Below are 20792 nucleotides of genomic sequence, written 5' to 3'. Positions count from 1 at the left end.
GAAGTGACAGGGGCAAACTTTATAAAGAATTATAGAGCGTTTGAACAATATGTTCAGACGCTTTTCTTGAAAGGAGAATTGTAAATGAGACTTCCACAAATTCAAATTCAAACAACGGATGCAAAGATAGAGCTTGAAATTAGTAAGCCTCAACAATCTATTGAACAGCCGAAAGCTACTCAAACAATTGAACAACCAGCAGCTATTCTGGAGATTCATACAACTAGGGGCGTTTTACAAATCGATTCTTCTCAAGCTAGACGAGATATAGGGATGATTGGTCCTTTGGAATCAAGTGCAAACTATGCAGAAGAAGGCAAACAAGGAGCACTTCAGGGGATGGCCCGTAGAGCAAGCGAGGGACGTCAATTAATGGAGAATGCAGGTAAAGGACAAGAACGTGCGACTATTCAAAATATCGCAAAACAAAACCATGGTCCACACCGTACCCCGTTTAATATTAAATTTATCCCATCTGTAGGTTCTGTAAAAATCGACTATACACCAGGTACTACAGACATCAATTTTGAGAGAAGAGAACCAATAATTGACGCAAAGGTGAACAAACCTATTATTGACTACACACCTGGTAAAGTAACTAGTACAATGGTACAAAGACCAGATGTTAACATCGACGTCATCATTTAAAGGAGCGCGTGAAAGAATGAAAATAGCTACTAAATTTTTAGGTGAAATCGAAATTGTAGAAGAGGATATTCTAACATTTGAGCAAGGTTTATTAGGTTTGGAAGATTACAAAAAATTTGTATTACTACCTATAGATGCAAACCTGCCATTAGTATTACTTCAATCAGTTGATCAAATGGAAATTGGTTTTGTGATAGCCTATCCATTTGCGTTTAAAAAAGATTATAGCTTTGAAATTAGTGACGAGGATCATAACCAACTACAAATTGAAAAAGAGGAAGATGTTCTTACATATACTATTGTTACAATGAAAGAAACTTTCGAGGATTCTACTATTAATTTGCTAGCACCTATAATTATTAACATAGATAAAAATCTTGGCAAACAAGTTGTCCTTGAAGATAATAAGTCCTATCCACTACGCTACCCAATGCAAACATTGGAAGGAAGTGTGAAATAATGCTAGTGCTTTCACGTAAAAAAGGTGAATCTATTATGATAGGTGACCAAATTGAAATTAAAATATTAGCAGTAGATGGCGAGCAAATAAAAATTGGAATTGTTGCACCTAAAACGGTTAAAGTACACCGTTCAGAAGTTTTTAAAGCAATTCAAGATCAAAACAAGGAAGCCCTTTCTGCCTCATCAAGCTTCTTAGAACAAATAAAGAACCAATAAACTATTACTAATATCTAAACTTGAAATCTATTACAAAAAAAAAAAAAACTTTCTAAAAAACTATTAAACATTTTCCGATTAAATACGATATATATATTGTAAGGGGCAGGAAGTACATACATACTACCTAATCCGACATTCCACAAGGATGTGGAATAACAAAAACAAACATTCAAGGAGGAATTCCAAATGATTATTCAACACAACATTTCAGCTTTAAACACACACCGTAACCTTTCTTTCAACAACACTCAAGCTTCAAAAAACCTTGAGAAATTATCTTCAGGTTACAAAGTAAACCGTGCTGGAGACGATGCTGCTGGTTTAGCAATCTCTGAAAAAATGCGCGGGCAAATCCGTGGTCTTGACATGGCTACTAAAAACGCTCAAGACTCAATCTCTTTAATCCAAACTGCTGAGGGTGCACTTAACGAAACACATGCAATCCTACAACGTATGCGTGAATTAGCAGTACAATCTTCAAACGATACAAACGTAACTTCTGACCGTTTAGCATTACAAAAAGAAGTGAACGCTTTATCAGAAGAAATTACACGTATCGCAACTGATACAGAGTTCAACACTCAAAAATTATTAAGTGGTAAATTCACTGATAAAGTATTCCATATTGGTGCTAATAAAGACCAAGCTATTAAGCTTTCTATCAATGAAATGACTGCTAATAAATTAGGTGTATCAAAAGTTAGTATTTCATCACAAACTAACGCTAACGCAGCAATTGATACAATCAACCAAGCATTAGAAGACGTTTCAACACAACGTTCTGCACTAGGTGCTGTTCAAAACCGTTTAGAGCACACAATCAATAACTTAGGTGCTACATCTGAAAACTTAACAGCTGCTGAATCACGTATCCGTGATACAGATATGGCAAAAGAGATGATGGGCTTCACAAAGAACAACATCTTAATGCAAGCTGCACAATCTATGCTAGCGCAAGCTAACCAACAACCACAAGGTGTACTACAATTATTACGATAATTAAAAGTATCCTAAAAGGCTCTCTCTACTTTGAGAGAGCCTTTTTTTAAATGGTAAAGGAGTGAAGAGAGATGTTATGTGATATTGAATATCTTCCAACTAAAACAGGTCACGAAACAATTAAAATAAATAATATGTTAATACATAGTAAATATAATCCGCAACGAGAAGCAGAGCAAATTTGCCAAAATAAAATTAATCCGAACCAACTAAATATTATCTATGGAATAGGAAATGGTTTTTTATATGATGCTCTAGTCAATGCAAAAGTAAATAGTGATAAAATACTTTTTATTGAGCCGCTTGAACAATTAAAAAATAATAGATATACATCATATTCTGTAATTTATGGAACACAGATTAAGGATATAGAACTGGCTATTACTGAAAGATTAATTAATTATTCTAAAGAAGTAAATATAATATGTACTTCTAACTATGACAAAATTTTTGCGGAAGAGTATGTCAAGTTATTGAAATTAATTAAAGAAATTCAAAATAAAAATACAATTTATAAAAATACAATTACAAAATTTGCTGATCTATGGCAAGAAAATATCATTAGAAATATATTGTATTCGTATAATTCTAGCAACTTATCTGATTTAGAGAAGACTACTTCTAAACCAATAGTTGTGATTTCAGGTGGACCATCGCTAACCAAACAAATCCCATTATTAAAGAATATTAAGGATTTAGTAATATTAATTGCCTCAGGTTCTACTATTCATACATTAATAAAAAATGAAATTGAACCAGATTATATAATAAGTATTGATGGTGGTATGATAAACTATGAGAGACATTTTAAAAATTTAAATCTTAAATATGCTGAATTAATATTTAGCATAACGAGTAAATATGAAATTCAACAAAAATTTACGAACAGAAAGTATGCATTTTATGATAATGAAGTGAGTGATCAAAGTTCGGTATTTAAACAAATAGGGTTAAGGTTACCTCTTATTAAAGGTGGTGGATCTGTTGCACACTATGCGTTATCAATCGCACGTTATATAAGTGATGGACCAATTGCTTTAATCGGTCAGGATTTGGCTTATACAAATAATCTAACTCATGCTGAAGGCAATAAAAATATGCGTGAAATTGATAAGGAATATATTGAAAATAGGGGACTAGTTGAAGTTGAGGGATACAATGGTGGGATAGTGTTAACAGATTATGCTTTTCTGACGATGAGAGATAATTTTGAGGAAATTATGAGGGAGATTGAAAGCCCTTCGACTATCTATAATTGTACGGAAGGCGGCATTAAAATTGAAGGAATGGAGCAAAAAAGCTTTGAAGCATTTTGCAATGCTATTCCTAAATGTGAAATTACGAATAAAAATAGTATAGTTTCTAAAGAGCATAGTATTGATAGTTATATTGCCACAATGAGAAAAGAGAAAAGTAGATATAAAGAGATAATTATGCTTTTAAAAACTGCAGAGCGTTTATTAGAAAGTACTGTAGCAAGTAAGCAATTTCCAACTAGCACGCTAAAAAAATTAGACACTATCGATAGCAAATTCCAGCAATTATTAGAAACTACGTTAATATCAAGCGTAAAGGATCCAATTATCATGCGGGTTATGACGCATTATAATCAGAAGGAAAATGAAACTCATGATGAAAGTTATGCAAGAGTTTATCTTCAACAAAAAGACTTGTATACAAATTTTATCGAGGTAATTGAAAAATGTAGTACATATGTTGATGCAACAATAAATGAAGCGGAGGAAATGAGATATGGAGTTAAATGAACTTATTGAAATGTATAATTCATATATAAAAAATGTGCCGAATGGTGCTACTTATATAGCTAAAAAATTGCGCGAGGATGAGCTGACTAGTGCACTTGTTAGTATTAAAGATTTTTCTGAAGGAATGATGTGGCTAACACAAGCTAGCGAACTTATTAACTCAAATCGTGGGAAAGTGGTTTTAGAAGTTGAGAAGTTGCAAGAATTTTTATTAGAAGTAAATGATGGCTTGGAGCGTCAAGATTATGTTGTAGTAGCTGATATGTTTGAATATGAAATTGCTCCATTTTTTGAAGAAATCACATTAGCGGAAGCACCTCTATAATAATGGAATGGCACATACAAGAGGCGCGAAATGGAGAGTTGACGTTACTACTTAATGGAGTAGCGATATATAGTAAGTACCGACCTTATGACGATGCAATGCGCTGGGTAGTGAAGGAGTTCAATCAAGAAGCCACACATTATTTAGTCATTGGTCTTGGTCTTGGGTATCATGCTCAAGCGCTAGCAGAGCTGACAACTAAGCCGATTTACGTTTATTATTTTGAACAAGTAGAGATGGAACTTTTTCAGCAAAATGGTAGTTTATTAGCTTCAAATATTAAGCTTGTTAATTCTTTAGAAGCGGTTGAAAATACCATTAACTTGCAACTGCTAGTGCCGAATGTTTGGCTAAAGGCTATAGGAGAGAATAATGCGCTGTATGATATTTTAGATACGATTAAGCGTAACCAAATTTCATATAAAAAATTTGCACCTCTTATGCATAGCAATGCTGAGAAAAATAAAGAATTGTATGAACATAAGCTTTACCCAAAATGTAGCAGTAATACAGCTTGCCTAGTGGCGTCCGGGCCTTCATTAAATGAAACTGTGCAGTGGCTGGAAGAAGTGGAAAATGTAGATATTTATGTAGTAGGTTCAGCGTTGAAACTAGTGTTAGCAAAGGGCATATGGCCTAAAGCAGTAGTTATTACGGATGCACAGCTAAATATTGTAAAGCAACTAGAAGGTACCAATTATAGAGGTCCATTATTTTACTTATTAACAGCTAATGCAGAGGTAGTGGAGCTCCATCAAGGTGAGAAATATATGCTATGCCAGCAAGGCTATGAGCAAGCAGAGGAGCAAGCAGATAAATATAGTTTGCCTAAGTTGGCAACTGGTGGTTCTGTTGCAACAACAACATTTAGCTTACTAGAGTATCTTGGCTATCAAAATATTGTGCTATTTGGTCAGGACTTGGGGTTTAGTGGTGAGCTAACACATGCTGAAGGTTCTACATCCGGGAAAGTTGTTGTGAATTCATTGATACAAGTACAAGCCAATGATGGAAGCATTATAAAGACACAACCAAATCTACATGTCTATCTACGATGGTTCAATGAGAATTGTCCAACAGCAAATGCAAATGTATACAATACTGCAAGGCAAGGTGCAAAAATAAACGGTACAAAATTTATAACAAAGGAACAATTTCTACAGCTTTAAGCCTGTGACAAGCGGTCATAGGCTTTTTAGTGTAAAAAAAGAAAAAGCATCCGATATAATACTAAGAAATACATATAGAGCATTTTATCCAGAAGGTACTGGTTCGTTTGATAAAAAGTTCAACTAAAAAGCGTTGGGATTTTGTAAAAGTCTAGCTTAAGAAAGTAATATAAAATAAAGAAGCAGTATTAAGATAACGTTTTCATTATCGGCAGAGTCTATAATAAAGAATATTTAAATTTTAAGGTTAAACATAATGAATGAAGTATGTTGAATATGTAAGAAAATTCATTAAAAAAATTGCACCTTAAGCGGAGTGGAAAAATTATTGCTCAAAGTAGATTAAGATTGAGTCCAATAAATTTAAATGGAGCAATTAAATTAGTTTTTATAGGGTTTTAAAAGAGACTTTGATTTTTAGGTGTAATTGGTAGGGAAGAAATGATAATAAAATATAGCTAAACAGACCTTTACGGACGAGTGTGCATCCCTTTTGAAAAATAACTTTAAATTAAGTAGCTAAGGTTATAGCTACTTAATTTAGATTGATAGAAAATTTAAATTAAATGCCAAGGTTAATAATACAACTGAAAAAAGGTCGGATATGGAAAGTATTATATTGGTAATAATTTATATCGGCAAATTTTCTTTATTATTAAGAAAATTTGCCGATATAAATTATATAAAAATTCAATACTAATAAATTAGTATAATTGAATATTCAATTATACTCTGCATGATATTGCTTAGACATATAAGATAGGAGTTTTAAGATGATGGCGTTATATAATAAAACCGTACTAGTAACAGGGGGGACAGGCTCTTTTGGTAAGAAGTTTATCCAAAAAGCACTTACATTAGGTGTTAAAAAAATCATTGTTTTTAGTCGAGATGAGCTGAAGCAATATGAAATGAAACAAGAATTCAAAGATGAGCGAATACGTTTCTTTATTGGTGATGTACGCGATAAGGATCGTTTATACCGTGCGTTTGATGGAGTAGATATTGTTATTCATGCGGCTGCGATGAAACATGTCGATGCTTGTGAATATAATCCTTTTGAGGCAGTTAAAACAAATATTCATGGTGCTCAGAATATTATTGAAGCTGCGATTGATCGCGGTGTAGAAAAGGTGATTGCACTTTCAACAGATAAGGCATGTAGTCCAGTAAATTTATACGGTGCAACAAAACTAGCATCTGATAAGTTATTCGTTGCAGCAAATGCTTATGTAGGAGAAAAGAAAACAAGATTTTCAGTTGTTCGTTATGGCAATGTAGTAGGAAGCCGTGGTAGTGTTGTACCTTTCTTTAAAAAGATTAAGGATACAGGCAAGTTACCTATTACAGACGAACGTATGACACGTTTTTGGATTACACTTGACCAAGGAGTACAATTTGTTCTAGATAATTTAGAACGTATGTATGGGGGTGAAATTTTTGTACCAAAAATCCCTAGCATGAAGGTTACGGATCTCGCAAAAGCGATTGCTCCGGAATGTGAAATGGAGATTATAGGTATTCGTCCAGGTGAAAAACTACATGAAGCAATGATTATGGAAGATGATGCTCGTCATACATGTGAATTTGATACTTATTACGTTATTCAACCAGAGTTTTCTTGGTGGTCAACTCATTACAAAGATAAGGGGAAATCATTACCTGATGGATTTGAATATACAAGCGATAAAAATACCGATTGGTTAGATGTAGAAGAATTGAGAGGGATGATTTGATGGATGATGAGGTGGTAATTGTCGGTGGTGGAATTGTAGGTATTTTTTCTGCCCTTTTTTTAGCTGATAAATATAAAAATATTTATTTAATTGAAAATACAGATAGAGTTGGTGGACTACTAAATTCAAAAGAATTTGAAGGAATTGAATTTGATTATGGTACTCACATTGTTAATGAAACCATGATTAAAGAAATAGATGATATTTTATATACTGATTTTGGAGAAGAGTGGAGAGAGATTCAAACCTTTAATCCCGGTAATATTACCTTTGGGGAACTTTACAAAGATTCTAGTTATCCTTATATAATTAATATGGAGGAGGGCTATGAAAATGGCTTAATTGAATTATTATCTAGTAAAGAAAAAGTATCGAATTTAGACCAAGATTTATATAGTTATTTAATAAAGATATTCGGGACAACATATACAAATAAAGTATTTAGACCAATATTTAAAAAACTACTTAATCTAGAATTAGAAAACTTAACAACCGATGTATTTAAAACTTTTGATGTTAAGAGGCTAATTGTAGGAGATGAATTTTTAACAAAAGAACTAAAAAAGTCAGAAATTTATGATTCTAAGATAGCATATCCACAATATCAGACTGGAAGTTCATTAAATAAAAAGTATTATCCTAATAATGGAGAAGGTATAGGTTTATGGATAAAGTTTTTAACTGAAAAGTTAAAAGAAAAAAATGTTAAGGTACTGACAAATACTGCGGCTATAGATTTGCTATTACAAGAAGAAAGTCGTATTACAATCAAAAATTTTAAAAATGACATTACGAATGTTATTTCTCCGAAATTAATTGTATGGACAGCTCCGTTTAATAACTTTTTAAATGTAACAAAAGAAAAAGTTAATATGCCTTCTCTTAATTTTAGAAATACATTATTAATGCATTTTATATTTGAAAAACCGTTTATTTCTGAGAACCATTACATTACTTGTTGGGATAATAGTTTTAGCTTTTTTAGAGTAACCTTGTATCCAAATGTTTCTCAAAATAAGGATGTAAATAAGTGTACCATTGAAATATTCTTCGATTCAGATGAAGAATTGGAAAAATTAACATTCGATTTTATCTTACAAGAGTTAATAAAAGCTAAAATAATTGGACAAGATAATATTGTTGAAAAACAGTATAAAGAAGTTTTATATCGTTCTTTTCCTATCATTGATAAAAAATATGTGCAGACTGTGAAACAAAACGAAGAATTGATTAATACAATACCGAATAACATAAAATTTTTAGGCAAAGGTAAAGGTACTAGCTTTTTTATTAATACTAGTATTTTAGAGGCATATGATATTCTGAAAGAGGATCTTAAATGAAAGTTGTACTTTTTGGTAGTGGTGGAGGAGCAGTAAATTTTTTAGAAAAACAAAAAGAATATGAAGTTCTTTACATAGTTGATAATGATGTTGCAAAGCAAGGTAAAACTCTTTTAGGGTATGAGATAAAGTCACCTAGTTCACTTAAAGATCATTCTTATAATATAATGATCACTTCCATGTATGTTACAGAAATTAAATATCAATTAGTTAATCAACTAAATATTGATGAATCTAGGATTATTTTCCCTTCTAAACAGTTATTAAAATCTGAAAGTTATGCTTTTGAAGATAAGAATACGCATAAATATGCAACAAATTTATTAAGAAACCTTATTATACTATTTAATAAAGAAGATGTGGAATACTTCCTTGATTATGGTACCCTCTTAGGAGTAGTAAGAGATGGAGATTTAATAGAGTGGGATGAAGATATTGACTTCAAAGTCAAAGATGAATGTAAGAAAGATTTATTGAACATATTAAATTCATTTATTGTAGATAATCCTTCTGTTTCTTTAAAATATGATGAAGCTAGTGGAATCAGACTTTTTATTGCTCATTCTAACATCAAACCTTTTACAATAGATTTCGAAGTCTTAAAAGAGAGTAGTGAAGGTTATTTTACTAATGAATATACTTTCCCTCGCGAATTTTTTACTCAATCTTCAATTTATAGATGGGGAAGTTTGGATGTAAAAGTTTCGAGGTTATATGAAAAATATCTTGTATATATTTATGGTAATGATTGGAAAATCCCGAAAAAATCATTTTCCTTTGCAGATTATAATGAGATAGAGGTGTAACATTATTGGTATAATATTAATTACTGGTGCAGCAAGCGGTATAGGACAAGCTACGGCAATAGCCTTATGTAAGAAGGGTTGTAAAGTTATTTTACATGGTCGAACTCAAGAAAGTTTACAGCAAACTATTAAATTTTGTAGAGAAAATGGACAGGATCCCTTTATAGTTTGTTATGATATAACCGATGAAGAGGCGATGAAACTAAGTATATTGAGGATTAAAAAAGAGTTTGGATATATCGATGGATTAGTAAATACTGCTGGGATTATGAACGAAGCCCTTGTTGGCATGACAAAGGCTCAAGTAATGAATGACATGTTAAATGTGAATGTTACATCTGTCCTCATACAAATACAGTATGCATCTCGATTAATGCGTAAAAGTGATAATGCATCTATTGTTAATGTGAGTTCTATTGTGGGACTAAACGGAGCTGAAGGGAGCTCGGCATATTCAGCTAGCAAAGCGGCTATTGTAGGTTTAACAAAATCTCTAGCTAAGGAACTTGCTATTGATGGAATACGGGTAAATGCTGTAGCGCCAGGTTTCATAGATACTAAATTAACTTGTCATTACGTAGATAAAAAAAAAGAAAAAGTTTTAGATAAAATTAAAATGAAAAGATTTGGTCACCCTGATGAAGTGGCTAATGTGATTACATTTTTATTATCTGAGCAATCTTCCTATGTAACGGGGCAAATAATTGGTGTTGATGGTGGTATGATAATTTAATACTTTAATCACGGTGTAAGGAGAGCGTTATTAATGAATGAACAAAAATTAAAACAAGTTTTTATAGAGGCTTTAGGTATTAATGAATCACAAGTGACAGATGGACTTACATATAACAGCATTCCAGAATGGGATTCTATTGCCCATATGGCCCTTGTTGCAGAGATTGATGATGTGTTTGATACAATGCTAGATACAGATGATGTTTTAGATATGAACTCATTTGCTAAAGCAAAAGAAATTTTAGCTAAATATGATGTGTTGTTTTAAGTTAGAAAGCATCTGCGCCTTTATGCAGATGCTTTTTTGTCGATAGTATATATGAGAGGTGGAGAACATGTATTTTTTTGAAAAAGTATTACGAACAGAGAATGGTGTGGTTACAGTACCAGAGTGTTTTCAACAGGATGTTAAGCGCCTTGTTTTGTTAGTATGTCGAAATGATGAGGCAACCGTAGCCTATTATGTTAGTGCGTTGCGTGCAGGACATGCAATAATGTTAGTAGATTATACGCTACATATAGATCTGTTACGTACAATTATTCAACAGTATAGTCCCTATTATATTATAGGAATTGATAAAGTAGATGGATACAATGAGAAGCAAGGTATTTTGTATCATACTAGACCTATGGAAGTAAAAATAAATGAGGATTTAGCTGTATTACTAAGCACATCAGGAACAACGGGTAGTCCTAAATTTGTACGATTATCTTATGATAACTTACAAAGTAATGCAGAGGCCATTGTGACATATCTATCGATTAATACCAATGAGCGAGCAATTATGAATTTACCACTTTCGTATTCTTATGGTATGTCAATTGTAAATAGTCACATGCAAGCAGGTGCAACATTATTGCTTATTGAGCAAAGTGTTATAGAAAAAGGTTTTTGGTCGTATATACAAGAACAGCATGCCACGTCTTTAGCAGGTGTTCCATTTACGTATCAAATGTTACTTCGAATAGGGTTTATGAAAATGGACTTACCGTATTTAAAGACACTTACGCAAGCGGGGGGGCGCTTAAATGAAAAAGAAGTCCTTGCATTTGCGAGATATGCGAAGGAAAAGAATAAATACTTCTATGTGATGTATGGTCAAACAGAGGCAGCACCACGTATGTCATATATTCCTTATGAGCTATTAAATGAAAAGTCAGGTACAATCGGCATTGCTGTACCTGGTGGCCGATTTGATATAGATAGGGAAACGAGTGAACTGATTTATTATGGTGATAATGTGATGATGGGCTATGCGGAATCAATAACCGACTTAGCAAAAGGTGATGAGTTAGGAGGCGTGCTTCATACAGGTGATACAGCGGTAGTTGATAAAGATGGTTATTACACAATTACAGGACGGTTAAAGCGTTTTATTAAGTTGTTTGGATTGCGCATTAACTTGGATGATGTTGAGCGTAAGCTAGAGGCTGAAGGGTTTAATGTGGCGTGTACAGGAAAGGATGACAAGTTAATTATTGTCACTACTAGTGATGTGGCAGATATTATTAGGAAGTTAATTCAATCGTGGTATCATTTACATAATTCAGGATTTTGTGTGCATGTATTAGAGGAATTTCCTAGGTTTTCAAATGGAAAATTAAACTATAATGCATTGAAGGAGTTGTATTTGTAATGCAACCATATGATTTGTCTAAAAAAGAGAAGGAAACACAACTTCTTGAGAAGTTAAAAGAATTAACGGCATGGCATTTGACACATTGTGAATTGTATAGTCAAATGATGCTAAAAAGCCAGTTACTAACAGAAATTAAGCGATTAGAAGATATACCATATTTACCAGTGCAATTATTTAAGCTAATGGATTTATATTCTGTGTCACAAAATGAGGTATTTAAGGTATTGACTTCAAGTGGTACGACTGGACAACAAGTATCTAAAATTTTTTTAGATAAAAATACAGCTATGGTACAAACTAAAACATTAGTTGATGTGATGCGTCCATTGCTTGGTACAAAGCGACTACCGATGATTATTTTTGATACGAAATCGGTGTTAAAGAATCGTAATTCATTTAGTGCACGCGGAGCCGGAATATTAGGTTTTGCTAATTTTGGACGTAAACATTTTTACGCATTGAATGATGATATGACATTAGATATTGAAGGTTTGCAAGCTTATTTAGAAGAACATAAAGAACAGCGTATTTTATTATTTGGTTTTACTTTTATGATTTGGGAATATGTTTATCAAGTAAGTAAAAAACGAGGTATTAGTTTAGATTTTAATGATAGTATTCTAATTCACGGCGGTGGTTGGAAGAAGTTAAAAGACAAAGCAGTTGACTCGGTAACATTCAATCGATTATTAAAAGAGTGGTTTGGTATTAAAGAAATCCATAATTATTACGGCATGGTTGAACAAGTTGGCTCTATTTTTGTTGAGTGTAGCGCAGGCTACTTACATGCACCGAGTTATGCGGATATTATCGTGAGAGATAAAATTACGTTTGAGCCTCTTATTAATGGACAAGAGGGAGTAATACAAGTGTTAAGTGAACTACCTAAAAGCTATCCAGGTCATTCTTTATTAACGGAAGATATTGGTACTATTCATGGAGAAGATAATTGCACTTGTGGATGGAAAGGTAAGTATTTCACAGTGGCAGGTCGAATTCCAAAAGCCGAAGTACGTGGTTGCAGTGATACGTTTCAGGGAGGATAAAACAATGATAGTATTTTGGCCAACGAATCAATCGTTTGATCAAGCATTAGCGGCTTTACAAGTAACAAAAGTATTGCCATTATTTGATGAAGAAGTACTTGCATTTGCCAATTATTTATCAAAGCAATGGTTACGGATGCGAAGCCAACCGGAAATTGTTGCATTAGGCTATTGGTTACGTAAATCCAATATTAAGGAAATGCAAGATCAATTTAGGGAAAAAAATGCAAAGAGTATTAAAGTTGCACGAGGTACAGTATTTCATATTGCGCCTTCGAATGTAGATACAATATTTGTGTACTCTTGGCTGTTATCGTTATTTGCAGGTAATCGCAATATTATTCGGTTGTCAGGTAAAAGTCAGGATAATGTCTTACTCACAACAATTATTGAGGCTTTTCATACTGGAAAGTTTAATACTATCGCAAAACAGACGATATTATGTACATATAACCACGATGAAGGGGCTACCGAAAAAATCAGTGAGATCTGTCATACACGTGTGATTTGGGGTGGTGATACAACTATTAAAGAAATTCGTCAAGTTCCTCTAGCCCCGCTAGCTAACGAGTTAGCTTTTCCTGATCGCTTTTCGGTTGCATTATTGAACAGCGAAGCGCTAGATGATATAGAGGTGATTGTGAAGAAATTTTACAACGATGCCTTTTGGTTTGACCAAATGGCATGTTCATCACCACGCCTTATTTTTTGGTTAGGTAACAATACTAAAGCGATTGAGCAGTTTTGGCGAAGCTTAGACCAACATATAAAAAGTGAACAGTATGAATTCCAGTCAGCTCTACAGGTTACAAAATTAACTACAGCGATGCAGTATGCGACGGATAAAGCTACAGATAATGTATCGTTAGCTCCAACATTTATACGTATTCAAGTAACGGGAATGGATATTGAGCTACGTGAACAACATTGTGGTGCTGGATTATTTTTAGAATGCAGTGTTCAATCACTGGAAGAAATAGCAGATAAGTTGGCGGATAAAGATCAAACCTTAAGTTATTATGGTGTTTCAAAAGAAGAACTCGCAGTGTTAGTGAATGCTATTTCTAACCGAGCTATCGACCGAATTGTACCAATAGGACAAGCTTTGAACTTTAGTAACATATGGGATGGTCAACAATTTCTAACATCCTATACAAGAAAGGTTGTAATCTTGTGATTTGGAGAAAGGTACAAAAAAAGCATTTACAAAAAATTTTGGACTGGCGTACTAAAGAAAATATTACACGTGTCATGTATACAGATATTCCTTATAGTATGGAGAATCAAAAAAAATGGTTTGAAGCCATTAATGAATGCCAAACTTCAATGTATTGGGTTATGGAATATAATGGTGAATCAATTGGCTTAATTTCATTAACATCTATTAATTGGCATAATAAAAGAGCATATTGGAATTTTTATGTGGGTGAAGAGAAGTATGCTTTATTAGCAGGATTTATTGGCCTTTATATGTACAATTACGCATTTAAGGAATTAGGATTAAAAAAGTTACTTGGAGAAGTTATGGATATTAATGAAGGTGTACAAAAACTTCATTTACGCCAAGGTGCTCGAGAAGTCGGTATTTTAGAAAAGCATATTTTTAAAAATAATGTTTGGCATGATGTTCATTTGTTTGAAATGACAGCGGAGCGTTGGAGTATAAATGAGAGGTATAGTAAGTATATTGTGGAGGTGGAATGATGAAAATAATTACGATTATTCAAGCCCGTATTGGCTCTTCTCGTCTACCTGGCAAGGTATTAAAACCACTTAATGATTCAGATGTACTGAGTTATGTTGTAAAACGTTGTCGACAAATTAATGGTGTAACAGAAGTAATTGTAGCGACATCAAATTTACCACAGGACGATGCAATTGCAGAATGGTGTGAAACCAATCGTGTTACTTATTATCGTGGTAGCGAACAAGATGTGCTAGATCGGTATGTGCAAGCAGCTAAGCCATATAGTCCGGATTATGTGATGCGTGTTACTTCTGATTGCCCATTTGTTGATTATGAGTTAGCGAATGATTTGGTAACACTAATAAAAGAGCAACAAGTAGATGTTATTGATATTGAGATAGCATTACCTAGAGGGCTAGCGGTAGAAATTATTTCATATGATGCGCTTTATCGTATTCATGAAATAAGTACAGAAGAGCGTCACCGTGAACATGTGACGTATTATGCTTATGAGTATATGCTTGAATTTACTCGTGCGACATATACCCCAAAAGAAGCAATCCAAGTACCTATGCTACGCATTACACTTGACACGGATGAGGATTATTCATTGTGCCAAGCTGTTGCACACCATTTTAATGATCCGTTGGTGAAAAGTTCGGAAGTTGTACGTTATTTACAGGAAAATCCTGATATTGCAAAATTAAATGCACATATTGAACAGAAGCCGGTGGTGTAATGAAGAAAATAATAATTGTTGCGGATGCGTCGACTGCCATAGGCAGTGGTCATGTGATGCGTTGTTTGACTATTGCCAAAAGTTTAGAGAAACAGCAGTGTGAGGTAAAATTTCTAATGAGTGATTTGCCCGGAAATTTGATTCAATTTGTTGAAAAAGAAGGTTTTGTTAATATAACAGCTTATGAAAATGCTGATTTATATATTATAGACCACTATGAAATTGGTATGGTGCAAGAGCGTGAAATACGTAAGTTTACGAAAAGAATAATGGTTATCGATGACCTTGCGAACCGTGAGCATGACTGTGATATGATATTAGACCAAAATGTTACTCCTCATTATGATAGAAGATACGATTTTCTCGTTAACGAAAAGTGCTTAAGGTTATTAGGGCCAAAGTATTTAATTATGCGTGAGGAATTCATTCAAGCTCGTTATCACAGAAATATAAGGCATGTGCAACGTATACTTGTATTTATGGGTGGCTCGGATCCTACAGCAGAAACATTGAAGGTTTTAGAAGCGTTAGGCGATTTTAACTTTGCTCACATTGATGTTGTAGTCGGAAATGGTAATGTTCATAAAGATGAGATTAAGCAGGTTTGTTATAAACGAAACTATCATTATCATCAACAAATTAATTACATAGCAGAACTTATGGGAAAAGCAGATTTTTCATTAGGGGCAGGCGGTGCGACAACTTGGGAGCGTTGTTTTGTTGGCTTACCAGCAGCGTGTACGATTGTAGCAGATAATCAGTGTATAGGTATTGAATATGCAGCAAAGTTAGGAGCTTGCATCAGCCTAGGATGGCATGAACAAGTGACAGTTGAAACTTATCGAGATGTATTAAACAACCTATCTATTAGTGAATTACAAACTATAAGTGATAAAGGATTACAAATTACGGTAAATAATCAGCCAAACCTGTGGCTTTATGAAATATTGGAGTTGATACAATGATTAAAATTGGAGAACGTGAAATAAGTCTTTATTCAAGACCATTTATTATTGCAGAAATGTCTGGTAATCACAACCAATCACTTGAGAGAGCATTAGAATTGGTGGAGCTGGCTGCTGAAGCGGGGGTAGATGCATTAAAACTACAAACATATACAGCAGACACTATTACATTAGATGTGCACACTAACGAATTTTTTATTTCAAATGAGGATAGTTTATGGAAAGGTCAGTCTTTGCATGAATTATATCAACAAGCTTATACACCATGGGAATGGCACGAGGCGATTTTTAATCGTGCTAAAGAGTTAGGCTTAATTGCGTTTAGCTCACCATTTGACGAAACAGCAGTTGATTTTTTAGAAACGTTAGATGTGCCTGCTTATAAAATTGCATCGTTTGAGAATGTGGACATTCCATTAATTAAAAAGGTAGCTCGCACAGGAAAACCGGTGATTATTTCAACAGGTATGGCAAGTGCCGCTGAATTAGATGAGGCTGTACGTGCTGCCCGAGAAGAAGGAAACAACCAAATCATTTTATTAAAATGTACAAGTACATATCCAGCAACACCAGAAAATTCAAATTTAGCAACCATTCCACATATGCGTGAATTGTTTAATGTCGAGATGGGTTTATCAGATCATACAATGGGTGTAGGTGTGTCCGTTGCGGCGGTGACATTAGGCGCTACAGTCATCGAAAAACACTTTACAACATCGCGTGAAGAAGGCGGGGTAGATGCAACCTTTTCAATGGAGCCTCATGAGCTGAAAATGTTAGTAAAAGAAACAGAGCGCGCATGGCAATCTATCGGTGAAGTAAAATATGGCCCAACTGAAGCGGAAATAAAATCATCTAATGACCGCCGTTCGCTTTACATTGGGGAAGATATGGTAGCAGGGGATGTCTTTACTAAAGAAAACTTAAGAGATGTACGTCCAGGCTTAGGCTTACCTACAAAGTATTATGAATTACTATTAGGAAAAACGATTAAAAAGGAAGCAAAAAAGGGTACGCCTGTAAGCTGGGAGCTTATACTATGAAAAAATTAGACGAGTTTATTCCTTATGGTCGCCAATGTATAGATGAAGAGGATATTCAAGCAGTAGTTGATGTATTACGTTCTCCATTTTTAACGACAGGTCCTAAAATTGCAGAATTCGAAAGAACGGTAGCTGATTATGTAGGCGCAAAATATGCGGTAGCTTTTTCCAATGGGACAGCTGCGCTTCATGGAGCCTGTTATGCGGCTGATATCGGAGAAGGAGATGAAGTAATCACTTCTCCGATTACATTTGCAGCAAGTGCAAATTGCGTACGTTACATGAATGGTACTGTTGTTTATGCTGATATTGATGAGAAGACCTATAACATAAACGTTAAAGAAGTCGAAAAAAATATTACATCAAAGACGAAGGCAATTATTCCAGTTGATTTTACGGGGCAGCCCGCTGATATGGATCCGATTATGGAACTTGCTAAAAAGCATAATTTAATTGTAATTGAAGATGGTGCACATTCACTAGGCGCTACATACAAGGGTCGGAAAGTAGGTACATTTGCTGATATGACGATGTTTAGCTTCCATCCTGTGAAGCCCGTTACAACGGCAGAAGGTGGTGTCATTGTTACTGATAATGAGGAATACTATAAAAAAATGCTGAAGTTCCGTAGCCATGGTATTGAGCAAACACCATTTGCGCAGGAGCAAGGTGATTGGTATTACGAAATGACAGACCTTGGCTATAATTATCGCATAACAGATTTACAAGCAGCACTTGGCATTTCGCAAATGAAAAAGCTCGATATATTTATTGCGAAGCGTCGTGAGCTTGTGACAATGTATAACGAGTTGCTCGCAGATGTGGAAGGCATTACAATTCCTTACCAGTTGCCAAATACGGAATCAGGATGTCATTTATATTCTGTACAATTGTCTAATCATGTTGACCGTAAAAAAGTATTTGAACTAATGCGTAAGGAAAATGTTGGCGTGCATGTGCACTACATGCCAGTGTATTGGCACCCTTATTATCAGAAATTAGGCTATAAAAAAGGTTTATGTCCGAAGGCGGAGAAATGGTATGAAAATGCTCTAACACTACCTCTACATACTTATCTTTCACATGTTGATATAATTAAGATTGTTAGAATGATTAAGGAGAATATACATGAATAAAACAACAAAGTTAAAAAATCTACTTTTATCGAATGAGCTTAACTTTATTATGGAAGCACATAATGGTCTCTCCGCAAAAATAGTTGAAAATGCTGGATTTAAAGGTATTTGGGCGAGTGGACTCTCAATTTCAGCGGCACTAGGTGTTCGTGATAATAATGAAGCATCGTGGACTCAAATACTTGAAGTGATTGAATTTATGAATGATGCTGTAGATCTTCCTATTTTATTAGATGGGGATACAGGTTACGGTAACTTTAATAATATGCGTCGTCTCGTTCGAAAGTTAGAACAACGAGGTATTGCAGGCGTATGTATTGAAGATAAATTGTTCCCTAAGACAAACTCCTTTATAAATGGTGAAGCACAGCCTCTTGCAGATATTGATGAGTTTTGCGGCAAAATTAAAGCTGCTAAAGATGCGCAAACAGATCCTGATTTTATTGTAGTAGCACGTGTTGAAGCGTTTATTGCAGGCTGGGGGCTAGACGAAGCAGTAAAACGAGCAGAAGCTTATCGTCAAGCTGGGGCAGATGCGATTTTAATGCATAGTAAAAAAAGTAATGCTTCAGAAATTAAAGCATTTATGGAGATTTGGAATGACCGTCACCCTGTTATTATTGTACCAACGAAATACTATTCAACGCCGACCTCTCATTTCAAAGATTGGGGTGTGAGCATGGTTATTTGGGCTAATCATAATGTGCGTGCAGCAATTACTGCTATGGAGGAAACGACAGAACGCATTTATAAGGATCAAAGTTTAGTGAATGTAGAAGGTACAATTGCTTCTGTTGGTCACATATTTGAATTGCAGGGAGCGGATGAATTAAAAGAAGCAGAAAAAAAATATTTACCGACTTATGGACAAGATGTGAATGCTATAATTTTAGCAGCTTCTCGTGGTTCGCAATTAGGGGATTTAACAAAAGATATTCCTAAAACAATGCTAAAAGTAAATGGCATGCCTATTTTACATACACTTGTTAATCAACTAAATGATATTGGTATTAAAGATATTACTGTCGTTCGTGGCTATAAAAAAGAAACAATTTCTTTACCAAATATTAAAACAATAGATAATGATAACTATGCTAATACAACGGATTTAGACTCTTTAATGCTTGCAGTGGATGAAATTCGAACTAACACCATTATTATGTTTGGGGATATTTTGATTAAGTCTTATATATTAAACGAATTATTAAATGAAAATTATGACATGATAATGATAGTTGATGCTGATATTAATGATGAAGAATGTACTGTAAAAAAAGATTTAGTATTAGCTACAAATGAATATATTAAAAATGAATTTAACCAAATTGAAAAATTACTTGAAATCGGTACTAATATAGAAAAACCAACAGGTGAGTCTATAGGCTTATGGAAAGTTACGTCCAAAGGTGCTACAAATTTGAAAATGTTCTATAACAAAGTAAAAGAGCAAGCAAAAATAGAAAAATGGACTACTAATGAGTTTTTAACAAATTATGCTAATGAATATGAAGTTAATATTAAATATATAAAAGGTGGATGGATAGATATTGATCTTATTGAAGATTTACAAAACATCAAAGCTCAAAAGGATGGATTAGTATGAATACTTGGAGAAATATATGGAATGAAAAACAAATTGAATATCCAGTAGTTGAAATTGATGAGAAACAATTGTTCTTAAAAATGAAAGAAGCTAACGGTTTTGATATTGTTGATGGTGCTTTTACATATGATGCATTTCTGAAACAATTTGAAGAATTACAAAATGAAATAAATTATTACGAAAATAAAACAGGAGGGAAAATAAGTACTTTATTTGAAGTAGGCTGTGGGAATGGTGCTAACTTACTTTTGACAAGTAAAATGGGTTATAAAAGTTCTGGTCTAGACTATTCTAAGAGTTTAGTTGATGGAGGAAATAAGATACTAGAAAAATATGGAGTAAAATTAGAATATGGAAATGCAGATGAATTAGATGTAAAAAATAAATATGATGTCATACTATCAAACGGTGTTTTCGCATACTTTAAAGACTTAGAGTATGCTGAAAAAGTTTTAGAAAAAATGTTGAGTAAAGCTAATTGTATGATAGCTTTAATTGATATTCATGATAAGGATAAAGAATGTTCTTATTATGAGTTCCGTCGTGAATTAATACCAAATTTTGACGAATTATATAAAGACTTACCTAAACTATTCTATCCAAAAGTATTTTTTGAGGATTTTGCTAGAAAAAATGAACTGCAAATTAAATTTGTTAAAACAGAGATTAAAGAATACTGGAATAATGAATTTATTTATAGTTGCTACATGTATAAGTGAGGTGGG

The 20792-nt window shown here is 33.7% G+C and carries 22 protein-coding genes; all 22 read left to right on the top strand.

What is annotated here, in order from left to right:
• Nucleotides 1–84: 84 nt before the first annotated feature.
• The 22 genes from ACFVT8_RS18930 (at nucleotide 85) to ACFVT8_RS18825 (ending at nucleotide 20786) form a co-directional block, all read left to right on the top strand.
• Nucleotides 85–648 (top strand): DUF6470 family protein, encoded by a 564-nt coding sequence (locus tag ACFVT8_RS18930; protein WP_387083758.1) that lies wholly within the window; start codon nucleotides 85–87, stop codon nucleotides 646–648.
• A gap of 16 nt (nucleotides 649–664) precedes the next feature.
• Nucleotides 665–1108 (top strand): flagellar assembly protein FliW, encoded by a 444-nt coding sequence (gene fliW, locus ACFVT8_RS18925; protein WP_387083757.1) that lies wholly within the window; start codon nucleotides 665–667, stop codon nucleotides 1106–1108.
• On the top strand, nucleotides 1108–1326 hold the full coding sequence (csrA, locus tag ACFVT8_RS18920; protein ID WP_387083756.1) for a carbon storage regulator CsrA: 219 nt from the start codon (nucleotides 1108–1110) through the stop codon (nucleotides 1324–1326). Before fliW ends, csrA begins: the two co-directional genes overlap by 1 nt.
• A gap of 189 nt (nucleotides 1327–1515) precedes the next feature.
• Nucleotides 1516–2328, top strand: a complete 813-nt coding sequence (hag, locus tag ACFVT8_RS18915; RefSeq protein ID WP_387083755.1) for a flagellin Hag — start codon at nucleotides 1516–1518, stop codon at nucleotides 2326–2328.
• Nucleotides 2329–2399: 71 nt separating this feature from the next.
• Nucleotides 2400–4094: a motility associated factor glycosyltransferase family protein gene (locus ACFVT8_RS18910; RefSeq protein ID WP_387083754.1), complete on the top strand. Its 1695-nt coding sequence runs from the start codon at nucleotides 2400–2402 to the stop codon at nucleotides 4092–4094.
• The gene (locus tag ACFVT8_RS18905) at nucleotides 4081–4419 is read left to right on the top strand and encodes a DUF8042 domain-containing protein (RefSeq protein WP_387083753.1); all 339 of its coding nucleotides are present in this window, start codon (nucleotides 4081–4083) and stop codon (nucleotides 4417–4419) included. Before ACFVT8_RS18910 ends, ACFVT8_RS18905 begins: the two co-directional genes overlap by 14 nt.
• A gap of 2 nt (nucleotides 4420–4421) precedes the next feature.
• Entirely contained in the window at nucleotides 4422–5588 is a 1167-nt protein-coding gene (locus ACFVT8_RS18900) for a motility associated factor glycosyltransferase family protein (RefSeq protein ID WP_387083752.1), read from the top strand.
• A 776-nt stretch (nucleotides 5589–6364) separates the two neighbouring features.
• Nucleotides 6365–7324, top strand: coding sequence for a UDP-N-acetylglucosamine 4,6-dehydratase (inverting) (gene pseB / locus ACFVT8_RS18895; RefSeq protein WP_387084175.1), 960 nt, complete (start codon nucleotides 6365–6367; stop codon nucleotides 7322–7324).
• Complete coding sequence (locus tag ACFVT8_RS18890) at nucleotides 7324–8667, top strand: NAD(P)-binding protein (RefSeq protein ID WP_387083751.1); 1344 nt, start codon at nucleotides 7324–7326, stop codon at nucleotides 8665–8667. Before pseB ends, ACFVT8_RS18890 begins: the two co-directional genes overlap by 1 nt.
• On the top strand, nucleotides 8664–9473 hold the full coding sequence (locus ACFVT8_RS18885; protein ID WP_387083750.1) for a LicD family protein: 810 nt from the start codon (nucleotides 8664–8666) through the stop codon (nucleotides 9471–9473). Before ACFVT8_RS18890 ends, ACFVT8_RS18885 begins: the two co-directional genes overlap by 4 nt.
• 1 nt (nucleotide 9474) lies before the next feature.
• Nucleotides 9475–10206: an SDR family NAD(P)-dependent oxidoreductase gene (locus tag ACFVT8_RS18880; RefSeq protein ID WP_387084173.1), complete on the top strand. Its 732-nt coding sequence runs from the start codon at nucleotides 9475–9477 to the stop codon at nucleotides 10204–10206.
• Nucleotides 10207–10239: 33 nt separating this feature from the next.
• Nucleotides 10240–10476 (top strand): acyl carrier protein, encoded by a 237-nt coding sequence (locus tag ACFVT8_RS18875; RefSeq protein ID WP_387083749.1) that lies wholly within the window; start codon nucleotides 10240–10242, stop codon nucleotides 10474–10476.
• 67 nt (nucleotides 10477–10543) lie between these two features.
• Nucleotides 10544–11845: an AMP-binding protein gene (locus tag ACFVT8_RS18870; protein WP_387083748.1), complete on the top strand. Its 1302-nt coding sequence runs from the start codon at nucleotides 10544–10546 to the stop codon at nucleotides 11843–11845.
• Complete coding sequence (locus ACFVT8_RS18865) at nucleotides 11845–12894, top strand: LuxE/PaaK family acyltransferase (protein ID WP_387083747.1); 1050 nt, start codon at nucleotides 11845–11847, stop codon at nucleotides 12892–12894. Before ACFVT8_RS18870 ends, ACFVT8_RS18865 begins: the two co-directional genes overlap by 1 nt.
• Before the next feature lie 4 nt (nucleotides 12895–12898).
• The gene (locus tag ACFVT8_RS18860; protein ID WP_387083746.1) at nucleotides 12899–14071 is read left to right on the top strand and encodes an acyl-CoA reductase; all 1173 of its coding nucleotides are present in this window, start codon (nucleotides 12899–12901) and stop codon (nucleotides 14069–14071) included.
• Nucleotides 14068–14598 (top strand): UDP-4-amino-4,6-dideoxy-N-acetyl-beta-L-altrosamine N-acetyltransferase, encoded by a 531-nt coding sequence (gene pseH, locus ACFVT8_RS18855; RefSeq protein WP_387083745.1) that lies wholly within the window; start codon nucleotides 14068–14070, stop codon nucleotides 14596–14598. The genes ACFVT8_RS18860 and pseH overlap by 4 nt, the downstream gene beginning before the upstream one ends.
• Complete coding sequence (locus ACFVT8_RS18850; protein ID WP_387084171.1) at nucleotides 14598–15320, top strand: cytidylyltransferase domain-containing protein; 723 nt, start codon at nucleotides 14598–14600, stop codon at nucleotides 15318–15320. Before pseH ends, ACFVT8_RS18850 begins: the two co-directional genes overlap by 1 nt.
• On the top strand, nucleotides 15320–16285 hold the full coding sequence (pseG, locus tag ACFVT8_RS18845) for a UDP-2,4-diacetamido-2,4,6-trideoxy-beta-L-altropyranose hydrolase (RefSeq protein ID WP_387083744.1): 966 nt from the start codon (nucleotides 15320–15322) through the stop codon (nucleotides 16283–16285). The genes ACFVT8_RS18850 and pseG overlap by 1 nt, the downstream gene beginning before the upstream one ends.
• Nucleotides 16282–17328, top strand: a complete 1047-nt coding sequence (pseI, locus tag ACFVT8_RS18840) for a pseudaminic acid synthase (RefSeq protein WP_387083743.1) — start codon at nucleotides 16282–16284, stop codon at nucleotides 17326–17328. Before pseG ends, pseI begins: the two co-directional genes overlap by 4 nt.
• Complete coding sequence (gene pseC / locus ACFVT8_RS18835) at nucleotides 17325–18464, top strand: UDP-4-amino-4,6-dideoxy-N-acetyl-beta-L-altrosamine transaminase (protein ID WP_387083742.1); 1140 nt, start codon at nucleotides 17325–17327, stop codon at nucleotides 18462–18464. Before pseI ends, pseC begins: the two co-directional genes overlap by 4 nt.
• The gene (gene aepX / locus ACFVT8_RS18830) at nucleotides 18457–20067 is read left to right on the top strand and encodes a phosphoenolpyruvate mutase (protein ID WP_387083741.1); all 1611 of its coding nucleotides are present in this window, start codon (nucleotides 18457–18459) and stop codon (nucleotides 20065–20067) included. The genes pseC and aepX overlap by 8 nt, the downstream gene beginning before the upstream one ends.
• Nucleotides 20064–20786, top strand: coding sequence for a class I SAM-dependent methyltransferase (locus ACFVT8_RS18825; protein ID WP_387083740.1), 723 nt, complete (start codon nucleotides 20064–20066; stop codon nucleotides 20784–20786). The genes aepX and ACFVT8_RS18825 overlap by 4 nt, the downstream gene beginning before the upstream one ends.
• Nucleotides 20787–20792: the final 6 nt, after the last annotated feature.

It is taken from the genome of Lysinibacillus sp. NPDC058147 (assembly GCF_042884205.1).
Taxonomy (GTDB): domain Bacteria; phylum Bacillota; class Bacilli; order Bacillales_A; family Planococcaceae; genus Lysinibacillus.
The sequence above is the reverse complement of the archived record's forward strand: the minus strand, read 5'-3'. Positions and strand labels throughout refer to the sequence as shown.